The organism is Streptomyces sp. YS-3 (genome assembly GCF_045257485.1).
Lineage (GTDB): Bacteria > Actinomycetota > Actinomycetes > Streptomycetales > Streptomycetaceae > Streptomyces.
This window is the reverse complement of the sequence record NZ_JBJHPC010000108.1, coordinates 1-15,907: the sequence shown is the minus strand read 5'-3', so window position 1 is coordinate 15,907 and position 15,907 is coordinate 1. Positions and strand designations below refer to the sequence as shown.

18 protein-coding genes are annotated in these 15,907 nt (G+C 74.0%); 11 read left to right on the top strand and 7 right to left on the bottom strand.

What is annotated here, in order from left to right; genetic code table 11:
- Window positions 1-1,781 (top strand): putative Ig domain-containing protein (locus ACJA3G_RS12525; protein ID WP_406553013.1); only part of this gene is annotated, 1,781 nt, incomplete at its 5' end.
- Window positions 1,782-1,844: 63 nt separating this feature from the next.
- On the opposite strand, the gene ACJA3G_RS12520 is transcribed toward ACJA3G_RS12525, so the two are convergent.
- From ACJA3G_RS12520 to ACJA3G_RS12510, 3 genes are read right to left on the bottom strand one after another with little or no spacing between them, the layout of a single operon-like run.
- Entirely contained in the window at window positions 1,845-2,504 is a 660-nt protein-coding gene (locus ACJA3G_RS12520) for a methyltransferase domain-containing protein (RefSeq protein WP_406553012.1), read from the bottom strand.
- On the bottom strand, window positions 2,501-3,181 hold the full coding sequence (locus ACJA3G_RS12515; RefSeq protein WP_406553011.1) for a DUF2064 domain-containing protein: 681 nt from the start codon (window positions 3,179-3,181) through the stop codon (window positions 2,501-2,503). The genes ACJA3G_RS12520 and ACJA3G_RS12515 overlap by 4 nt, the downstream gene beginning before the upstream one ends.
- Window positions 3,178-3,897 (bottom strand): glycosyltransferase family 2 protein, encoded by a 720-nt coding sequence (locus tag ACJA3G_RS12510; RefSeq protein WP_406553010.1) that lies wholly within the window; start codon window positions 3,895-3,897, stop codon window positions 3,178-3,180. Before ACJA3G_RS12510 ends, ACJA3G_RS12515 begins: the two co-directional genes overlap by 4 nt.
- A gap of 116 nt (window positions 3,898-4,013) precedes the next feature.
- Between ACJA3G_RS12510 and ACJA3G_RS12505 the strand changes: the two genes are divergently transcribed.
- Both ACJA3G_RS12505 and ACJA3G_RS12500 read left to right on the top strand, forming a co-directional pair.
- On the top strand, window positions 4,014-4,754 hold the full coding sequence (locus ACJA3G_RS12505; protein WP_406553009.1) for a response regulator transcription factor: 741 nt from the start codon (window positions 4,014-4,016) through the stop codon (window positions 4,752-4,754).
- Between the two features lies 1 nt (window position 4,755).
- Complete coding sequence (locus tag ACJA3G_RS12500; RefSeq protein ID WP_406553008.1) at window positions 4,756-5,868, top strand: sensor histidine kinase; 1,113 nt, start codon at window positions 4,756-4,758, stop codon at window positions 5,866-5,868.
- Between the two features lie 40 nt (window positions 5,869-5,908).
- On the opposite strand, the gene ACJA3G_RS12495 is transcribed toward ACJA3G_RS12500, so the two are convergent.
- On the bottom strand, window positions 5,909-6,922 hold the full coding sequence (locus tag ACJA3G_RS12495; protein ID WP_406553007.1) for an NAD-dependent epimerase/dehydratase family protein: 1,014 nt from the start codon (window positions 6,920-6,922) through the stop codon (window positions 5,909-5,911).
- A 78-nt stretch (window positions 6,923-7,000) separates the two neighbouring features.
- On the opposite strand from ACJA3G_RS12495, the gene ACJA3G_RS12490 reads away from it, so the two are divergent.
- Entirely contained in the window at window positions 7,001-7,312 is a 312-nt protein-coding gene (locus ACJA3G_RS12490; protein ID WP_406553006.1) for a 4a-hydroxytetrahydrobiopterin dehydratase, read from the top strand.
- Window positions 7,313-7,348: 36 nt separating this feature from the next.
- Here ACJA3G_RS12490 and ACJA3G_RS12485 read toward each other — a convergent pair whose 3' ends face one another.
- Together ACJA3G_RS12485 and ACJA3G_RS12480 are read right to left on the bottom strand one after the other, a co-directional pair.
- A complete protein-coding gene (locus ACJA3G_RS12485) occupies window positions 7,349-8,227 on the bottom strand; it encodes a sigma-70 family RNA polymerase sigma factor (protein WP_406553005.1) in 879 nt (292 codons plus the stop codon).
- A gap of 148 nt (window positions 8,228-8,375) precedes the next feature.
- A complete protein-coding gene (locus ACJA3G_RS12480) occupies window positions 8,376-9,263 on the bottom strand; it encodes an NmrA family NAD(P)-binding protein (RefSeq protein ID WP_406553004.1) in 888 nt (295 codons plus the stop codon).
- A gap of 104 nt (window positions 9,264-9,367) precedes the next feature.
- On the opposite strand from ACJA3G_RS12480, the gene ACJA3G_RS12475 reads away from it, so the two are divergent.
- Both ACJA3G_RS12475 and ACJA3G_RS12470 read left to right on the top strand, forming a co-directional pair.
- On the top strand, window positions 9,368-10,354 hold the full coding sequence (locus ACJA3G_RS12475; RefSeq protein ID WP_406553003.1) for a cupin domain-containing protein: 987 nt from the start codon (window positions 9,368-9,370) through the stop codon (window positions 10,352-10,354).
- A complete protein-coding gene (locus tag ACJA3G_RS12470; protein ID WP_406553002.1) occupies window positions 10,351-11,352 on the top strand; it encodes a class I SAM-dependent methyltransferase in 1,002 nt (333 codons plus the stop codon). The genes ACJA3G_RS12475 and ACJA3G_RS12470 overlap by 4 nt, the downstream gene beginning before the upstream one ends.
- A 96-nt stretch (window positions 11,353-11,448) precedes the next feature.
- On the opposite strand, the gene ACJA3G_RS12465 is transcribed toward ACJA3G_RS12470, so the two are convergent.
- Window positions 11,449-12,291, bottom strand: coding sequence for an aldo/keto reductase (locus ACJA3G_RS12465; protein WP_406553001.1), 843 nt, complete (start codon window positions 12,289-12,291; stop codon window positions 11,449-11,451).
- A gap of 281 nt (window positions 12,292-12,572) precedes the next feature.
- On the opposite strand from ACJA3G_RS12465, the gene pqqA reads away from it, so the two are divergent.
- From pqqA to pqqE, 5 genes are all read left to right on the top strand, one after another.
- Complete coding sequence (gene pqqA, locus ACJA3G_RS12460) at window positions 12,573-12,683, top strand: pyrroloquinoline quinone precursor peptide PqqA (RefSeq protein ID WP_406553000.1); 111 nt, start codon at window positions 12,573-12,575, stop codon at window positions 12,681-12,683.
- 10 nt (window positions 12,684-12,693) lie between these two features.
- Complete coding sequence (pqqB, locus tag ACJA3G_RS12455; protein ID WP_406552999.1) at window positions 12,694-13,620, top strand: pyrroloquinoline quinone biosynthesis protein PqqB; 927 nt, start codon at window positions 12,694-12,696, stop codon at window positions 13,618-13,620.
- Complete coding sequence (pqqC, locus tag ACJA3G_RS12450) at window positions 13,617-14,369, top strand: pyrroloquinoline-quinone synthase PqqC (protein ID WP_406552998.1); 753 nt, start codon at window positions 13,617-13,619, stop codon at window positions 14,367-14,369. The genes pqqB and pqqC overlap by 4 nt, the downstream gene beginning before the upstream one ends.
- Complete coding sequence (gene pqqD / locus ACJA3G_RS12445; RefSeq protein ID WP_406552997.1) at window positions 14,366-14,647, top strand: pyrroloquinoline quinone biosynthesis peptide chaperone PqqD; 282 nt, start codon at window positions 14,366-14,368, stop codon at window positions 14,645-14,647. The genes pqqC and pqqD overlap by 4 nt, the downstream gene beginning before the upstream one ends.
- A gap of 89 nt (window positions 14,648-14,736) precedes the next feature.
- The coding region (gene pqqE, locus ACJA3G_RS12440; RefSeq protein WP_406553014.1) for a pyrroloquinoline quinone biosynthesis protein PqqE at window positions 14,737-15,907 on the top strand (1,171 nt) is incomplete at its 3' end.

The window sequence follows — 15,907 nt, the reverse complement described above, 5'->3', positions numbered from 1 at the left end:
GGGCCCGTACCGACGTACGGCACCACCTCGGCCTCCTGCCGGACGCCGCCCCCTCCGGCTACGGCCCCTCCGACCTGCAGAGCGCCTACGCGCTGCCGTCCGGCGGTTCCGGCGCGACCGTGGCGATCATCGACGCCTACGACGACCCCAACGCCGAGTCGGACCTCGCCACCTACCGCTCGCAGTACGGCCTTCCGGCGTGCACCACCGCCAACGGCTGCTTCAAGAAGGTCGACCAGAACGGCGGCACCAGCTACCCGACGCCCGACTCCGGCTGGGCCGGTGAGATCTCCCTCGACGTCGACATGGTCAGCGCCGTCTGCCCGTCCTGCCACATCCTGCTCGTCGAGGCGGCCCAGCCCACCATGGAGGACCTGGGCGCGGCCGTGAACCGCGCGGTCACCATGGGCGCCAAGTACGTCTCCAACAGCTACGGCGGCGGCGAGGACTCCACCGACCCCTCCTCCGACTCCGCGTACTTCAACCACCCCGGCGTCGCCATCACCGTCTCCTCCGGCGACAGCGGCTACGGCGTCGAGTACCCGGCCGCCTCCCAGTACGTGACCTCCGTCGGCGGCACCTCGCTCAGCCGGGCGAGCACCGCGCGCGGCTGGTCCGAGTCCGTCTGGGGCACCAGCTCCGGCGGCCAGGGCGCGGGATCGGGCTGCTCCGCGTACGACCCCAAGCCGTCCTGGCAGAAGGACACCGGCTGCGCCAAGCGGACCGTCGCGGACGTCTCCGCGGTCGCCGACCCGGCCACCGGCCTCGCGGTCTACGACAGCTACCAGGCGAGCGGCTGGAACGTCTACGGCGGCACCAGCGCCTCCGCGCCGATCATCGCCGGCGTCTACGCCCTGGCGGGCACCCCGGCGGCCGGCAGCTACCCGGCCTCCTACCCGTACGCCCACACCTCCTCGCTCTACGACGTGACGAGCGGCGCCAACGGCTCCTGCGGCACCTACCTCTGCAAGGCGGGCACCGGCTACGACGGCCCGACCGGCCTCGGCACCCCGAACGGCACCGCCGCGTTCACCGGCGGCACCAGCCAGGGCAACACCGTCACCGTGACCAGCCCCGGCAACCAGAGCACCCAGGTCAACACGCCGGTCTCGCTCCAGATCAAGGCCACCGACTCCGACTCCGGCCAGAGCCTCACCTACAGCGCCACGGGACTCCCGGCCGGCCTCGCCATCAACGCCTCGACAGGTCTGATCTCCGGCACCCCGACGGCCGTCGGCACCTCCGCCGTGACCGTCACCGCCCGCGACACCACCGGGGCCACCGGCAGCACCTCCTTCAGCTGGACCGTCACCCAGACCGGCGGCTGCCAGCCCGCCCAGCTGCTCGGCAACCCCGGCTTCGAGACCGGCTCGGCCACGCCCTGGTCGGCGACGTCCGGTGTCATCGACAAGAGCAGCGGCGAGCCCGCGCACTCCGGCACCTGGAAGGCCTGGCTCAACGGCTACGGGACCACCCACACCGACTCGCTCTCCCAGACGGTGACCATCCCGCAGGGCTGCCACGCCACCCTGACCTACTACCTGCACATCGACACCGGCGAGACGACCACCTCCACCGCCTACGACAAGCTGACGGTGACGGCCGGTGCGACCACCCTGGCCACCTACTCCAACCTCAGCAAGAACTCCGGTTACGCGCTGAAGACCTTCGACCTGTCCTCGCTCGCCGGGTCGACCGTGACCCTCAAGTTCAACGGCACCGAGGACTCCAGCCTCCAGACGTCGTTCGTCGTCGACGACACGGCGCTGAACCTCAGCTGATCCCCCCACGGTGAAAGGGGCCGGGCCCGGACTCCCACCCAGGGTCCGGGCCCGGCTCCGCGTTCACCCCCGGCGCAGCACGAGGAAGGGGCGTCCGGCCGCCGTCCACCGCTCGGCCGGACGCCAGCCGGTGGCCCGCGCGTACCGCAGCAGCGCGGCGGTGCCCAGCCGCGACCAGGGGAAGGCCGCCCCGAAGGCGCCGCGCCCGTCGGCCACCCGTACCTCGATGTGCTCGTCCACGTCGAGCGGCGCCGCCTCCACGATCAACTGGCCCCCGGCCTCCACCAGCCGGCCCGCGCGCGCGAGCAGCGCCGCCGGGTCGCCGCCGATGCCGACGTTGCCGTCGAGCAGCAGCGCGGTGTGCCAGCGGCCCTCACCTGGCAGCGGGTCGAAGACCGACCGGCACAGGGCGCTGCCGCCCGAGCGCCGGGTGCGGCGCACGGCCTCGGGGCTGACGTCGACCCCGAGGGCCGCCGTACCGAGCGCGGCGAGCGCCACCACCAGGCGTCCGGGCCCGCACCCGATGTCGAGCACGGCGCCCCGGCACCGCCGCAGCACCGTGAGGTCGGCCGGGTCCGGCGCCGCGCACCAGCGCTCCACCTCCAGCGGCAGCAGCCACCCGTCGTGGCGGTGCAGGAACAGCGGCCCGCGCCCGGTGCGCAGGGCGTCGGTGTACGGATCGGCCCGCCAGGCGAGCGCGGCGGGCACGGTGGTCGCGGTCATCGCCCGGCGCCCCGCCGCCCGGCCCCGGCCGCCGCCGCGAAGGCGCCGCCCCGGCACGCGGCCACCGCCCGCGCGAACCTGCCGTCCGGGACGAGCGCCGCCACCTCGGCCACGTCGGCCGCCGTGTCGACGTCCCGCAGCGGCGCCAGCTCGCGCACGGTGAGCCCCGCCTCGCCCAGCCGCCGCCGCTGGACCGCGCCGGTCTCGGGTACGGACATGGGCACTCCGCGCAGCAGCGCGGGATCGGGGGCGGTCAGGCCGAGCGCCCAGAAGCCGCCGTCGGCCGCCGGGCCGAACCACGCCTCGCCGGGCGCCCAGCCGCCCAGCGCCGGGGCCAGCAGGGCCGGGCTCAGCTGCGGGGTGTCCATGCCCACGAGCAGCGTCGGACCGGGGTCGAGCGCGAAGGCCGCCGCCAGCCGCTCGTCGAGACCGCCCGCGCCCTGCGGGACGACCTCGATGCCCGGCGGCAGCCACGGCCCCGGCATCCCGTCCAGGACCAGGACCCGGCGCCGGGCCGGCGCGGCGAGCACCGCGTCCAGCGTGTCGGCGAGCGCGGCCCCCGCGATGCGCGCGGCCTCCTCGGGGGAGTACGGCGGGGTCAGCCGGGTCTTGACCCTCCCCGGCACCGGCGCCTTGGCGATCACCAGCAGCGTGACCGGCGCGCCCTGCGCCGTCACCGGGTGTCCGCGGTCGCGGCGGGCAGCGGCGGGGCGGGCGGCAGCGCGAGCACCGCGCGCATGTCCCGTACGGCCTGCCAGGTGCCCCGCCAGGTGCCGGTCACCTTCGACCTGCCGGTGCGCGGCAGATACGGCACGTCGTGCTCGCGCACCCGCCATCCGGCGTCCGCCGCGCGCACCACCGTCTCCAGCGGATAGCCGCTGCGCCGGTCCGCGACGCCCAGGGCGAGCAGCGGCGCCCGCCGGGCCGCCCGCAGCGGTCCCAGGTCGTGCAGCCGCAGCCCGGTGCGCCGGCGCAGCATCCGGGACAGGGCCAGGTTCCCGGCCCGCGCGTGCGGCGGCCACGCCCCGCGCGCGGTGGGCCTGCGGCGCCCGAGGACGAGGTCGGCGTCCCCCGCGGCCACCTCCCGTACGAAGGGCGCCAGCAGCCCGGGATCGAGCGAGCCGTCGCAGTCGCAGAAGCAGACGTACTCGGCGCGCGCCGCGAGCAGGCCCGCGTGGCAGGCCGCGCCGAAACCGCGCCGGGCCTCGTGCACCACGGTCGCGCCGAGCGCGCGGGCGATCTCGGCCGAGCCGTCCGTCGAGCCGTTGTCGACGACCAGGGCCCGCCACCCCTCGGGAATCCGGGCCAGCACCCAGGGAAGCGCCTCGGCCTCGTCGAGGCAGGGCAGTACGACGTCCACCGTCGTGGGAATCGAGTCGGTCACGCCCCTCACGGTACGAAGACACGGCGGACAAACCGGGACTTCGGGTTCTTACGAAACAGGGACATCGCCCGGCGTCCGCCATTCGGGTGGCGACGGGAGCGCCCGGCGGGTGCGACGCTGTGGCCATGCACAGTGACCGGTCCCGCATCCTCGTCGTCGACGACGACCCGACCGTGGCCGAGGTGGTCACCGGATACCTGGAACGCGCCGGGTACGAGGTCGAGCACGTCGGCGACGGCCCCGCCGCCCTGCGCGCGGCCGGTGCGCGCCGGCCCGACCTCGTCGTCCTCGACCTGATGCTGCCGGGCATGGACGGTCTGGAGGTCTGCCGCACCCTGCGGGGCGCCGGACCCGTACCGGTCATCATGCTCACCGCGCGCGGCGACGAGGACGACCGCGTCCTGGGGCTGGAGATCGGCGCGGACGACTACGTCACCAAACCGTTCAGCCCCCGCGAGCTGGTGCTCCGCGTCGACTCGGTGCTGCGCCGCGCCCGCGCCGCCGGCGCCCGGCCGGGGCCGCCGCTGCGGCGCGCGGGCCTCGTCCTCGACCCGGCCGCCCGCCGCGCCGTCAAGGGGGACACCGAACTCGCCCTGACTCTGCGGGAGTTCGACCTCCTGGCCTATCTGATGAACCATCCCGGTGAGGCCGTCACCCGCGAGCGGCTGATGCACGACGTGTGGGGCTGGGAGTTCGGCGACCTGTCCACCGTCACCGTCCATGTGCGCCGGCTGCGCGGCAAGGTCGAGGACGACCCCGCCAAGCCGCGGCTCATCCAGACGGTGTGGGGCGTCGGCTACCGCTTCGAGGAGCCGGACGACGGCGCCGGACCGCGCCACGTCCGGCACGTCGGGGAGGAGGTCTGAGATGAAGGACGTCCTGCTCATCGCCGTCTACGCGTTCCTGGGCGCCGCCGCCGCGGGCCTGCTCGGGGCCCTGGCGCTGCGTCTGCTGCGCCATCGCTCGGTGACCGCCTCGCTCGCCGTGGTGGCCGCCGTCGCGGTCAGCGCCATGCTCGCCGGGACGCTCGCGGTGGCCTGGGAGATGTTCCTGTCCTCGCACGACCTGAAGGTCGTCACCCTGGTCATCGCGATGGCCGCGGCCGTCTCGCTCGCCACCGCGCTGGTCCTGGGCCGCCGGGTCGTCACCAGCAGCCGACAACTCGCGCTGGCCACCCGCTCGTTCGGCGAGGGCGGCAGCTTCGCCGCGCCGGAGGGACCGGCCACCGCCGAACTCGCCGCGCTCAGCCGTGAACTCGCCGCCACCAGCGCCCGCCTCTCCGCCTCCCGCGAGCGCGAACGCGCCCTGGAGACCTCCCGCCGCGAACTCGTCGCCTGGATCTCGCACGACCTGCGCACCCCTCTCGCGGGGCTGCGCGCGATGGCCGAGGCGCTGGAGGACGGCATGGCCAAGGACCCCGAGCGCTACTTCCGGCAGATCCGCACCGAGGTCGAGCGCCTCAACGGCATGGTGGGTGACCTCTTCGAGCTCTCCCGCATCCACGCCGGGGCCCTCGCCCTCAACCCGGCCCGGATGTCCGTCCACGACCTGGTGGGGGATGCGCTCGCGGGCGCCGACCCGCTCGCCCGCGAACACGGCGTCACGCTGGTCGGCGACCGTGTCGAGCCGGTCCCGGTGGAGGTGGACGGCAAGGAGATGACCAGGGTCCTGGCCAACCTGCTGGTCAACGCGATCCGCCACACCCCGGCCGACGGTACGGTCGCGGTCGCCGCCGAGGCGCGCGCCGAGTCGGTGGTGCTGTCGGTGACGGACGGCTGCGGCGGCATCCCCGACGACGACCTCACCCGCGTCTTCGACACCGGCTGGCGCGGCACCGAGGCGCGCACCCCGCCGGGCGGCGCGGGCCTGGGCCTCGCGATCGTACGGGGCATCGTCGAGGCCCACGCGGGCAGCGCCGCCGTCCACAACGTGCGCGGCGGCTGCCGTTTCGAGCTGATCCTCCCGGCCGCCCCCTCCTGACCGCGCCACACCGCGCCCGCACCCCGCTTTCACCCCGCGCTCAGTCCGCGGCCGGCCGCAGCTCCGCCCGGGCGAACTCCGCCATCCCCTCCGCGAACCCGACCCGGGGCCGCCAGCCGAGCTGCTCGCGCAGCCGCGCCGAGTCGGCGGTGATGTGGCGGACGTCCCCGAGGCGGTACTCGCCCGTCACCACCGGCGCGGGCCCGCCGTACGCCGCCGCCAGCGCCTGGGCCATCTCGCCCACCGTGTGTGGTGTCCCGCTGCCCGTGTTGTACGCGGTCAGGGCACCCGGCGGGCGCTCGCCCAGCGCCTCCAGTGCCACCGCGTTCGCCGCCGCCACATCGCGGACGTGCACGAAGTCCCGGCGCTGGCGGCCGTCCTCGAAGACCCGGGGCGCCTCACCGCGCGCGAGCGCCGAACGGAAGAAGGAGGCGACCCCCGCGTACGGGGTGTCGCGCGGCATCCCCGGCCCGTACACGTTGTGGTAGCGCAGCGACACCGCGCGGCCCCCGGTGGCGCGCGCCCAGGCGGCGCTCAGATGCTCCTGGGCCAGCTTGGTCGCGGCGTACACGTTGCGCGGGTCCGCGGGCGCGTCCTCGCCGACCAGACCCGGCACCAGCTCGGCGCCGCAGCGCGGGCACAGCGGCTCGAAGCGGCCCGCCGCCAGCTCCTCGTACGGCCGGGGCCCGGGGCGTACGGGCCCGTGGCGCGGGCACGCGTACCGCCCCTCCCCGTACACCACCATCGACCCGGCGAGCACCAGCTCCGCCACGCCGGCCTCGGCCATCGCGGCGAGCAGGACCGCGGTGCCCAGGTCGTTGCAGGACACGTAGTCGGGCGCGTCGGAGAAGTCCGTGCCGAGGCCGACCATGGCGGCCTGGTGGCAGACGGCGTCCACGCCGCGCAGCGCCCAAAGGACGGTGTCGCGGTCGCGGACGTCGTCGCCGGGCCGGACCGCGCGGTCGAGGACGACGGGTTCATGGCCCCGGGCGGAGAGGGCCCGGACGATCTGCGAGCCGATGAAGCCCGCGCCTCCCGTGACAAGTACACGCATAAGGGCGACGCTACGGAGACGGAGCCGCGGATGCCGCGCTCCACCCCGTACCGTCACCACCTCGTAAGGAGTCCGGCCATGCCCGTAGAGCCGCTGTCGCAGAAGGACATCGAGGACCGCCTGCGCGAACTGCCGGGCTGGTCGCTCCCGGACGGCGAGGAGCGCCTCGCCCGCACCTACCGGCTGGCCTCGCACTTCGCGGCCACCGCGATGGTCGTCCACATCGCGCAGATCCAGGAGGAGCTGAACCACCACTCCGATCTCACCCTCGGCTACAACACGGTGGCCCTCACGGTGAACAGCCACGACGCGGGGGGCCGGGTGACTGAGAAGGACTTCGAGCTCGCCCACCGCGTCGAGGCGATCGCCCCCGGCCACGGCGCGGGCTGACCTCCCGGGGCGCGCACCCCGGGAGGCGCCCCGGGGTCACGCGTCCAGCGCCGCCAGGTCGATCCGCGCCAGCCGCTCCAGGTCGGCGAGGATGTTGATCTCGACGATCCTGTCGTCGCGGACGGTGAAGCCGAGCACCGCCATCGTCCGGCCCTCCGGGGCGTTGACCACACCCATCGCGCCGTTGACCAGCGCCGGGCGGGCGAACTTGGCGTACTGCGCGAAGGACAGCGCGTTCTGGACCACGGCGTGGGCGCCGAGCACCGTCTTGGACGGGGTGAGCGAGCCCGGCCCGTAGTCCGCCCGCAGCACGATGTCCGGGTCGAGGGTGGCGAGCAGGCCGTCGAAGTCGCCGCCGCGCGCCGCCGCGAGGAAGGCGTCGACGACCTTGCGCTGCCGGTTCAGGTCGGGGTCGGGCACGGCCCGGCCCTGCACCCGGCGGCGGGCCCGGCTGGCGAGCTGCCGGGTCGCCGCCGGGGCGCGGTCCACGATGGGCGCGATCTCCTCGAACGGGACGCCGAACATGTCGTGCAGCACGAACGCCAGCCGCTCGGCCGGGGCCAGGGTGTCGAGCACGACGAGCAGGGCGAGCCCGACCGAGTCGGTGAGCAGTGCCTCGTGCTCGGGGTCCACCCGGTCCGGGCGGTCCACGACCGGATCGGGCACATGGACGTCGAGAGGGTCCTCGCGCCGGGCCTGGCGCGAGCGCAGCATGTCGAGGCAGACCCGCGAGACGACGGTGGTCAGCCAGGCGCTCAGGTTCTCCACACCGTCGCTGGAACCGGCCGCCCGCAACCAGGCCTCCTGGACGGCGTCCTCCGCCTCGCTCAGTGAGCCGAGCATCCGGTAGGCGACCGCCCGCAGCCGGGGGCGGTTCTCCTCGAAGCGCTCCGCCAGGGATTCCTTCTCGTCCATCGGTTCAGCTTCCTTCGTCGCGGCGTGTCGTCAATGCGGTGACAGACGAAAACCTAGTGCGAAGGAATGACGCCCACCCGACGGCAGGCCCCTATTGCGGTAATCGGACGCTCACGGAGGGCGTGGTGTTGGTCACGGCATGTTTCGGTCACCTGGCCAAAGACCGTTGGGTCACCCCCCAGTCGCCGTCCGCCGCCGCGTCCCGCGCGAAGTCGGCGAACGCCTTGGGCTCGCGGCCCAGGACGCGCTTGACGCCGTCCGTGGTCGAGGAGTTGTGCCCGTCCAGCAGCGTCGCGAACAGCTCGGCGAGCCACCGGGCCTCCCCCTCGACGAGGCCGTACCGCACCAGCAGCTCCGCGTACTGCGCCTCGGTCAGCGGCACGTACCGCACGGGGCGGCCCGACGCCTGCGACAGCGCGGCGGCGACCTCCGCCAGCGTGAGCAGCTGAGGGCCCGTCACCTCGTGGACCACGCCCGCGTGTCCGTCCTCGGTGAGGGCCTGCACCACGACGTCCGCGAGGTCGTCGGCATCCACCCACGGTTCCGCCGTGTCGCCCGCCGGGAACGGGATCTCGCCCGCGAGCACGCCTTCGGTCAGGACGCCCTCGCTGAAGTTCTGGGCGAAGAACGCGGCGCGTACGACCGTGAGCTCCGCGCCCGCCGCGCGCAGGGCCTCCTCGGCCAGGACCGCCGCCGGCTCGCCCCGGCCGGAGAGCAGCACCAGGCGCCCCACGCCGTGGCGGGCGGCGAGTTCTCCGAAGGTGTGCATCGCCTCGACGGCGCCGGGCGCGGCGAGGTCCGGGAAGTACGTCACATAGGCGGAGTCGGCGCCCGTGAGGGCGGGGCCCCATGTCGACGCGTCCGCCCAGTCGAAGGGCACCTCGCCGCCGCGCGAACCGGCGCGGACCGGCATACCGAGCGCGGTGAGCCGTTCGACGACGCGGTGCCCGGTCTTGCCGGTGCCATTGGTCACGAGCACGGCCTGACGGGTATTCAGGTCGGTGCTCCGGTACGTGTTCTGCGCTGTGTTCGTCATGGGTCCAGCTTGGTCGGAGCGGCGTGGACGCTCCATGCTCCAAGGGCTCATCCGCATACGTCTGCGTCTACTGCACCGCTGTGCGGCCGACTAGGCTCCGCCCCATGGACGCACTCTCCGGACTGCTCGACGGACCGCGTGCCCGCGGCGCGTTTCTGCTGCGGATGGTGATGGAACCGCCGCGGTCGGTACGGATCGAGGACCGGGCGCCCATCTGCCTGATGTCGACGACGCGGGGCGAGGCGTGGGTCGTGCCCGACTCCGGGCCGCCGGTCCTGGCCCGCCCCGGTGACATCGTCGTCGCGCGCGGCCCCGACCCGTACACCGTCGCCCACGCGCCCGACGCCGAGCCCTCCGCCAGGATCGGGCCGGGCGGGGTGTGCACCACCCTGCGCGGCGAGCCGCTGGCGCAGTCGATGGAGCTGGGCGTACGGACCTGGGGCAACGCCGCCGACGGCTCGGCCACCATGCTCGTCGGCACGTATCTCATGGAGGGTGAGATCAGCGGGCGGCTGCTCGACGCGCTGCCGCCGCTGCTGGTGCTCACCGCCGAGGAGTGGAACTGCCCGGTGATGCCCCTGCTCGACGAGGAGATCTCCCGGGACGAGCCGGGCCAGAGCGTCGTCCTGGACCGGCTGCTCGACCTGCTCCTGATCGCGGTGCTGCGGGCCTGGTTCAACCGGCCGGGAGCCCATGCGCCCGCCTGGTACCGGGCGATGGGCGACCCGGTTGTGGGGCCCGCGCTGCGGCTGCTCCAGAACGAGCCCGCGCACCCGTGGACGGTGGCCGCGCTCGCCGCGCGGTGCGGGGTCTCCCGGGCCGGTCTGGCCCGGCGCTTCGGTGAGCTGGTGGGGGAGCCGCCGATGGCATACCTCACGGGCTGGCGGCTGGCGCTCGCGGCGGACCTCCTGCGCGAGAGCGACGCGACGGTCGAGGCGATCGCGCGGCAGGTGGGGTACGGGGGCGCGTTCGCGCTGAGCGCCGCGTTCAAACGGGTGCGGGGCGTCAGCCCGCAGGAGCACCGGACGAATTGCCGAAACAGCAAAGGAATTCCCGCGACGGCCGCGACCGGGGGCAGGGTGGAGCCATGAGCGACTCGCGCGGCCACGACGGCCGGAACAGCCACGACGACAACCACCGGAGCACCCCCGAAGGCGGGCAGGGCCACGGCAGCGGCCACGCCCCTGCTCATGGCCCCGCTCATGGCCATGGGCACGGCCACGGACACGGCGACGGCTGGGCGGACTTCGACTGGGAGACGCTGCTCCCGCTCCTGGTGGGCGAGGCCGAACTGTTCTCGGGCGCCTACCGGGAGGCCGCTGCCTGGATCGCCGGGCAGCGCTCCGGCGGCCCCGAGGTGCGCCGGATCCTCGACATCGGCAGCGGTCCCGGTGTGGTGACATGTCTGCTCGCGGAGGCGTTCCCGGGGGCGGAGGTCGTCGCCGTCGACGGCAACCGGGCCCTCCTCGGCCACGCGCGGGCCCGCGCGGAGCGTCTGGGCCTCGGTGACCGCGTCCGTACCGTCGAGACGGAACTCCCGGACGGTTTCGGCGAGTTGGGCGAGGCCGACCTCGTCTGGGCGGGCAACTCGCTGCACCACCTCGGCGACCAGCGGGCCGCGCTCGCCGGGTTCGCACGGCTGCTGCGGCCGGGCGGCACGGTGGCCCTCGCGGAGGGCGGGCTGCCCACGCGCCGGCTGCCCCGCGACATCGGCATGGGGCGGCCCGGCCTGGAGGCCAGGATCGACGTACTGGTGGACGAGCGGTTCGCGAAGATGCGGGCGGAGCTGCCGGACGCCAAGGAGGAGACCGAGGACTGGGCGGCGCTGCTCACGTCCGTGGGGCTGGTCTCCCCGGCCGGCCGCAGCTTCCTCGTCGACTTCCCGGCGCCGCTGGACCCGGCGGTGCGTGAACAGGTGGCGTACACCTTCGCCAGGACCGCGGAGACGGTCGGGGACCAGCTGTCACCGGAGGACGCGGCGGTGCTGGCGCGTCTGACGGACCCGGAGGACGAGGCGGGCCTGGCGCGCCGCCCGGATGTGTTCCTGCTGACGGCGAGGTCGGTCCACACGGCGCGCCGGGCGGGCTGAGCCTCCCGCGCAGCACGATGTCCGCCGCCGGGGACAGGCACGGTCCCGGGCGGCGGACAGCATCACTTCACGGGCCGGTACGGCCCCGGAGCGCGCTCAGTTGAAGTCGAACTCGTCCGGGTCCGGCCCCAGCCGCTTGCCCTCGTCGAGCGCGGCGATCGCCGCGATGTCCTCCGCGTCGAGCTCGAAGCCGAACACGTCGAAGTTCTCGGCGATGCGCGAGGGCGTCACCGACTTCGGGATGGCGATGGTGCCGAGCTGGACGTGCCAGCGCAGCACGATCTGCGCCGGGGTCTTCGCGTACTTCTGCGCGATCGCCACGATCGTCGGGACCTCCAGGAGGCCCTTGCCCTGGCCCAGCGGCGACCAGGCCTCGGTCGCGATGCCGTGCTCGGTGTGGAAGGCGCGCAGCTCGSCCWGGSCGAGCTGCGGGTGCAGCTCCACCTGGTTGACTGCAGGGGTCACGCCGGTCTCGTCGATGATCCGACGCAGGTGCGGCTGCTGGAAGTTGGAGACGCCGATCGCCTTGGCGCGGCCACTGCCGGCGATCTCCGCGAACGCCTTCCAGACCGCCACGTAGTCGTCGCGCACGGCGCGCGGCCAGTGGATCAGGTACAGGTCGACGTAGTCGAGGCCCAGCTTCGACAGGGAGGCGTCGAACTCGCGCAGGACACCGTCGCGCGTCCACTTCTCGTTCGCGCTGTTCCACAGCTTGGTGGTGACGAAGAGCTCCTCGCGGGCCACTCCGGAGGCCGCGATCGCCTTGCCGGTGCCCGCTTCGTTCTCGTAGACCGCGGCCGTGTCGATCGACCGGTACCCGGTCTCGATCGCGGTCTCGACCGCCTGCGCGGCCTCGTCGTCCGGCACCTGCCAGACACCGAACCCGAGCTGGGGCATCTCGACGCCGTTGTTGAGGGTGATGGAGGGGACCTTGCTCACGAGCGGTCGATCCTTACGTCGTCGGTTGGTACTCATGACGTCAACGAGCGACCTGATCGAACCATTCCCCGCTCCGCCGATGTCCGGAATTCTGCGCTACAGATCCGACCTTCTCGGTTCAGACCATTGACCGAACCCCCATGAGACGCGACTCTATGGCAGATCGCTGAACGCAGTTCACGTGTATGAACTCTGCATGCGTCACCACTCTGCATATGCCGTACAGGGTTCACAGCTGAGCCTCACCCCCCACGAAGAGATGGAAAGGCAGGCCTGCACCCATGAACGAGTCGAAGGAAACATCGGATGAAACGTCGGTCTGGGTGACTCCGGACTATGCGGTCGTCGAGACCGCCATGGAAGTCACCGCCTACGCCCTCGCCGACCGGTAGACCCACCGCCATGCTGCTGCAGGTGCTGGGCACCGCGGCGGGCGGCGGGCTGCCCCAGTGGAACTGCGCGTGTCCCGGCTGCGCCGGGGCGCGCGCCCACCCCGAACGGCGCCGCCGCCACGCGTCCCTGGCCGTCCGGGTGGCCGATCACCGCTGGTACGTCGTCAACGCGGGCCCCGACCTCACCGACGGCATCGAGGCCGTGCCCGCCCTCCGGCCGGGGCCGGGGCAGCGGGAGACGCCCGTCGCCGGTGTCGTCCTCACCGACGCCGAACTCGACCACACCCTCGGCATCGCCCGCCTGCGCGAGGCACGCGCCGGAGTCGAGCTGTGGACGACCCCACCCGTACGCCACGCCCTGACGAGCGGACTGCGCCTCGGCGAGATCCTGCGGCCCTATATGCCGCTGAAGTGGCGGCAGTTGGAGGCCGAGCCGCGCCTCCTCGGTGGCGCCGTCGAGATCAGCGCCCTGCCCCTCTCGGCCAAACGGCCCCGCTACGCCACGGACCTGCCTCCTCTGTCACCGCCTCAGACCGACGGCCCCGCTGACGACGACCTCTCCTGGGTCGTCGCCCTGTGCCTGCGCGAACCTGCCACCGGAGCCCTCGCCGTATACGCCCCCGCCCTCGCCGCCTGGCCCGACACCCTCCGGAAGGCCGTCGAGGAGGCCGACTGCGTGCTGATCGACGGCACGTTCTGGGACGACGACGAGCCCGTACGCACCGGAATCTCGCCCCGCACCGCCACCGCCATGGGCCACCTGCCCATCGACGGGCCCGACGGCACCGCGCACCGGCTCTCCGGAGTGCGCGCCCGGTGCCTCTACACCCATCTGAACAACACCAACCCCCTCACGGATCCCGGCGCCCCCGAGCACACACGCCTCGCCGCGCTGGGGCTCGAAGTCGCCGCCGAGCGGATGGTGATCGAGATATGAGTCCCGACGCAGCCGCGACCGGCCAAGTGGCTTGGAGCGAGGGCGATTTGGAGGACCGGCTCCGCGCCGTCGCCGACACGCGCTACCACGACCGGCACCCCTTCAACGTACGGATGCACAAAGGCGAGTTGAGACCCGGTGAACTGCGGCGCTGGATCGTCAACCGCTTCCATTACCAGCGGCACATCCCCGTCAAGGACGCCCACATCCTCGCGAAGTTCGACACACCGGGGCTACGGCGGACGTGGCTGCGGCGCATCCAGGACCACGACGGGTCGCGGGACGGCGAGGGCGGCATCGAGCGCTGGCTGCGGCTCGGCGAGGCCGCCGGGATCGAACGGGAGCGGCTGGACTCGGGGGCGGACGTGCTGCCGGGCGTACGGCTCGCGGTCGACGGATACGTCAACTTCTGCCGACTGCGGCCCCTGCTCGACGCCGTCGCCGCCTCGCTCACCGAACTGTCCGCCCCCGGCCTGATGCGTACCCGGATCGAGGCGTTCGAGCGGCACTACCCGTGGATCGCAGCCGACGGGCTCACCTACTTCCGTACCCGGATCGGCCAGGGCGGGCGCGACGGCGGCGAGGCGCTCGCCCTCGTCAAGGCCTGGGCGCGCACCCGGGAACAGCAGGAACGGGTTGTCGCCGCCCTCGCCTTCAAGTGCGATGTCCTGTGGTCGCTGCTCGACGCGGTGGAGCGCGGCGGGGCCGGGGGAGACGGAGCAGCGGGCGTGGCCGGGGGTGCGTCGTGAGGCCCGCTCCCGGCGCGGCCACCGGCGCCTGGCGGCCGGTGCTCTCCCGCTCCGTGCTGCTGCGCCGCGACCGGGTGCGCGGCTGCGACCTGCTCGTGCTGCCCGAACGTGTCGTCGTGCTGCGCGGCCCCGCCGGGCACATCGTCCGGCTGTGCGACGGCCACCGCGACGTCGGGGACATCGTCGAGGAGCTGGGCGCGCGCTTCCCCGGCGCACCGGTGGCGGACGAGGTGCCGCCGTTCCTCGGGCGGCTGCGGGACGAGGGGTGGTTGAGGTGACAAACGAACCGGAGACGACCCTCGGCACCCGGACGACCGCCCCTCCCGGGACGACCGCCGGGCCCCCGGAGGCCGACCCGCCGCGGGCCATCGACCCGCCCTGGGCGCTGCTCGCCGAGCTCACCCACGGCTGCCCGCTGCACTGCGCGTACTGCTCGAACCCCGTGGAGCTGGTCCGCCGCAGCCGCGAGCTGGACACCGACGGCTGGCGCCGGGTCATGCGCCAGGCCGGGGAGCTGGGGGTCGTGCACACCCATCTCTCCGGCGGGGAACCGCTGCTGCGCCGCGATCTGCCCGCGATCGTCACCGCCGCCGACGCGGCCGGCATCTACACCCAGCTCGTCACCAGTGGGATCGGTCTGGACGCCGAGCGGCTGCGCGATCTGGTCCAAGCCGGGCTGCGGGCCGTGCAACTGTCCGTACAGCACGCCGAGGCAACCGCGTCCGAACGCATCGCCGGCCGTCGCGGCTCCTTCGCCGCCAAGGAGCGCGCCGCCGCCCTGGTGCGGACGGCCGGGCTGCCCCTGGGGCTGAACGTCGTGCTGCACCGCGACAACCTGGACGCCCTCGACGCAGTCGTCGAGCTGGGACTCGCCTGGGGTGTCGACCGCATTGAGCTGGCCAACGCCCAGTTCTACGGGTGGGGCCTGCTCAACCGAGAGCAACTTCTGCCCGACCACGACCAGGTCGAGCGGGCCCGGGCGGCGGTGGACCGCTGGAGGGAGCGGCTCGCCGGGCGGACCGAGCTCGTCTGGGTCGTCCCCGACTACTACGACGGCACCGCCAAGCCCTGTATGGGCGGCTGGGGCGCGGTCTCGCTCACCGTGGCACCCGACGGCACCGTGCTGCCCTGTCCGGCCGCCGCGTCCCTGCCCGGCCTCGATCCGCCCAGCGTCCGGGACCGGCCGCTGGAGTGGATCTGGCGCGCATCCCCGGCGTTCAACGCCTACCGGGGAACCGCCTGGATGCCCGACCCCTGCCGCGGCTGCGAGCTGCGGACCACCGACTTCGGCGGCTGCCGCTGCCAGGCGTACGCGCTGACCGGCGATCCGGCCCGGACCGACCCCGCCTGCCACCGCGCCCCCGACCACCACCTCGTCGAGGCGTTCACGACCCGGAGCGCCCCCACCGCACTCGGCGGCTGCCGCTGCCAGGCGTACGCGCTGACCGGCGATCCGGCCCGGACCGACCCCGCCTGCCACCGCGCCCCCGACCACCACCTCGTCGAGGCGTTCACGACCCGGAGCGCCCCCACCGCAC

What these genes read in the sequence shown, in the direction of transcription:
- ACJA3G_RS12520 (WP_406553012.1), bottom strand. Translation starts at nt 2,504, where the DNA reads ATGACCGCGACCACCGTGCCCGCCGCGCTCGCCTGGCGGGCCGATCCG.
- ACJA3G_RS12505 (WP_406553009.1), top strand. Translation starts at nt 4,014, where the DNA reads ATGCACAGTGACCGGTCCCGCATCCTCGTCGTCGACGACGACCCGACC.
- ACJA3G_RS12500 (WP_406553008.1), top strand. Translation starts at nt 4,756, where the DNA reads ATGAAGGACGTCCTGCTCATCGCCGTCTACGCGTTCCTGGGCGCCGCC.
- ACJA3G_RS12495 (WP_406553007.1), bottom strand. Translation starts at nt 6,922, where the DNA reads ATGCGTGTACTTGTCACGGGAGGCGCGGGCTTCATCGGCTCGCAGATC.
- ACJA3G_RS12490 (WP_406553006.1), top strand. Translation starts at nt 7,001, where the DNA reads ATGCCCGTAGAGCCGCTGTCGCAGAAGGACATCGAGGACCGCCTGCGC.
- ACJA3G_RS12485 (WP_406553005.1), bottom strand. Translation starts at nt 8,227, where the DNA reads ATGGACGAGAAGGAATCCCTGGCGGAGCGCTTCGAGGAGAACCGCCCC.
- ACJA3G_RS12480 (WP_406553004.1), bottom strand. Translation starts at nt 9,263, where the DNA reads ATGACGAACACAGCGCAGAACACGTACCGGAGCACCGACCTGAATACC.
- ACJA3G_RS12475 (WP_406553003.1), top strand. Translation starts at nt 9,368, where the DNA reads ATGGACGCACTCTCCGGACTGCTCGACGGACCGCGTGCCCGCGGCGCG.
- ACJA3G_RS12470 (WP_406553002.1), top strand. Translation starts at nt 10,351, where the DNA reads ATGAGCGACTCGCGCGGCCACGACGGCCGGAACAGCCACGACGACAAC.
- pqqA (WP_406553000.1), top strand. Translation starts at nt 12,573, where the DNA reads ATGAACGAGTCGAAGGAAACATCGGATGAAACGTCGGTCTGGGTGACT.
- pqqB (WP_406552999.1), top strand. Translation starts at nt 12,694, where the DNA reads ATGCTGCTGCAGGTGCTGGGCACCGCGGCGGGCGGCGGGCTGCCCCAG.
- pqqC (WP_406552998.1), top strand. Translation starts at nt 13,617, where the DNA reads ATGAGTCCCGACGCAGCCGCGACCGGCCAAGTGGCTTGGAGCGAGGGC.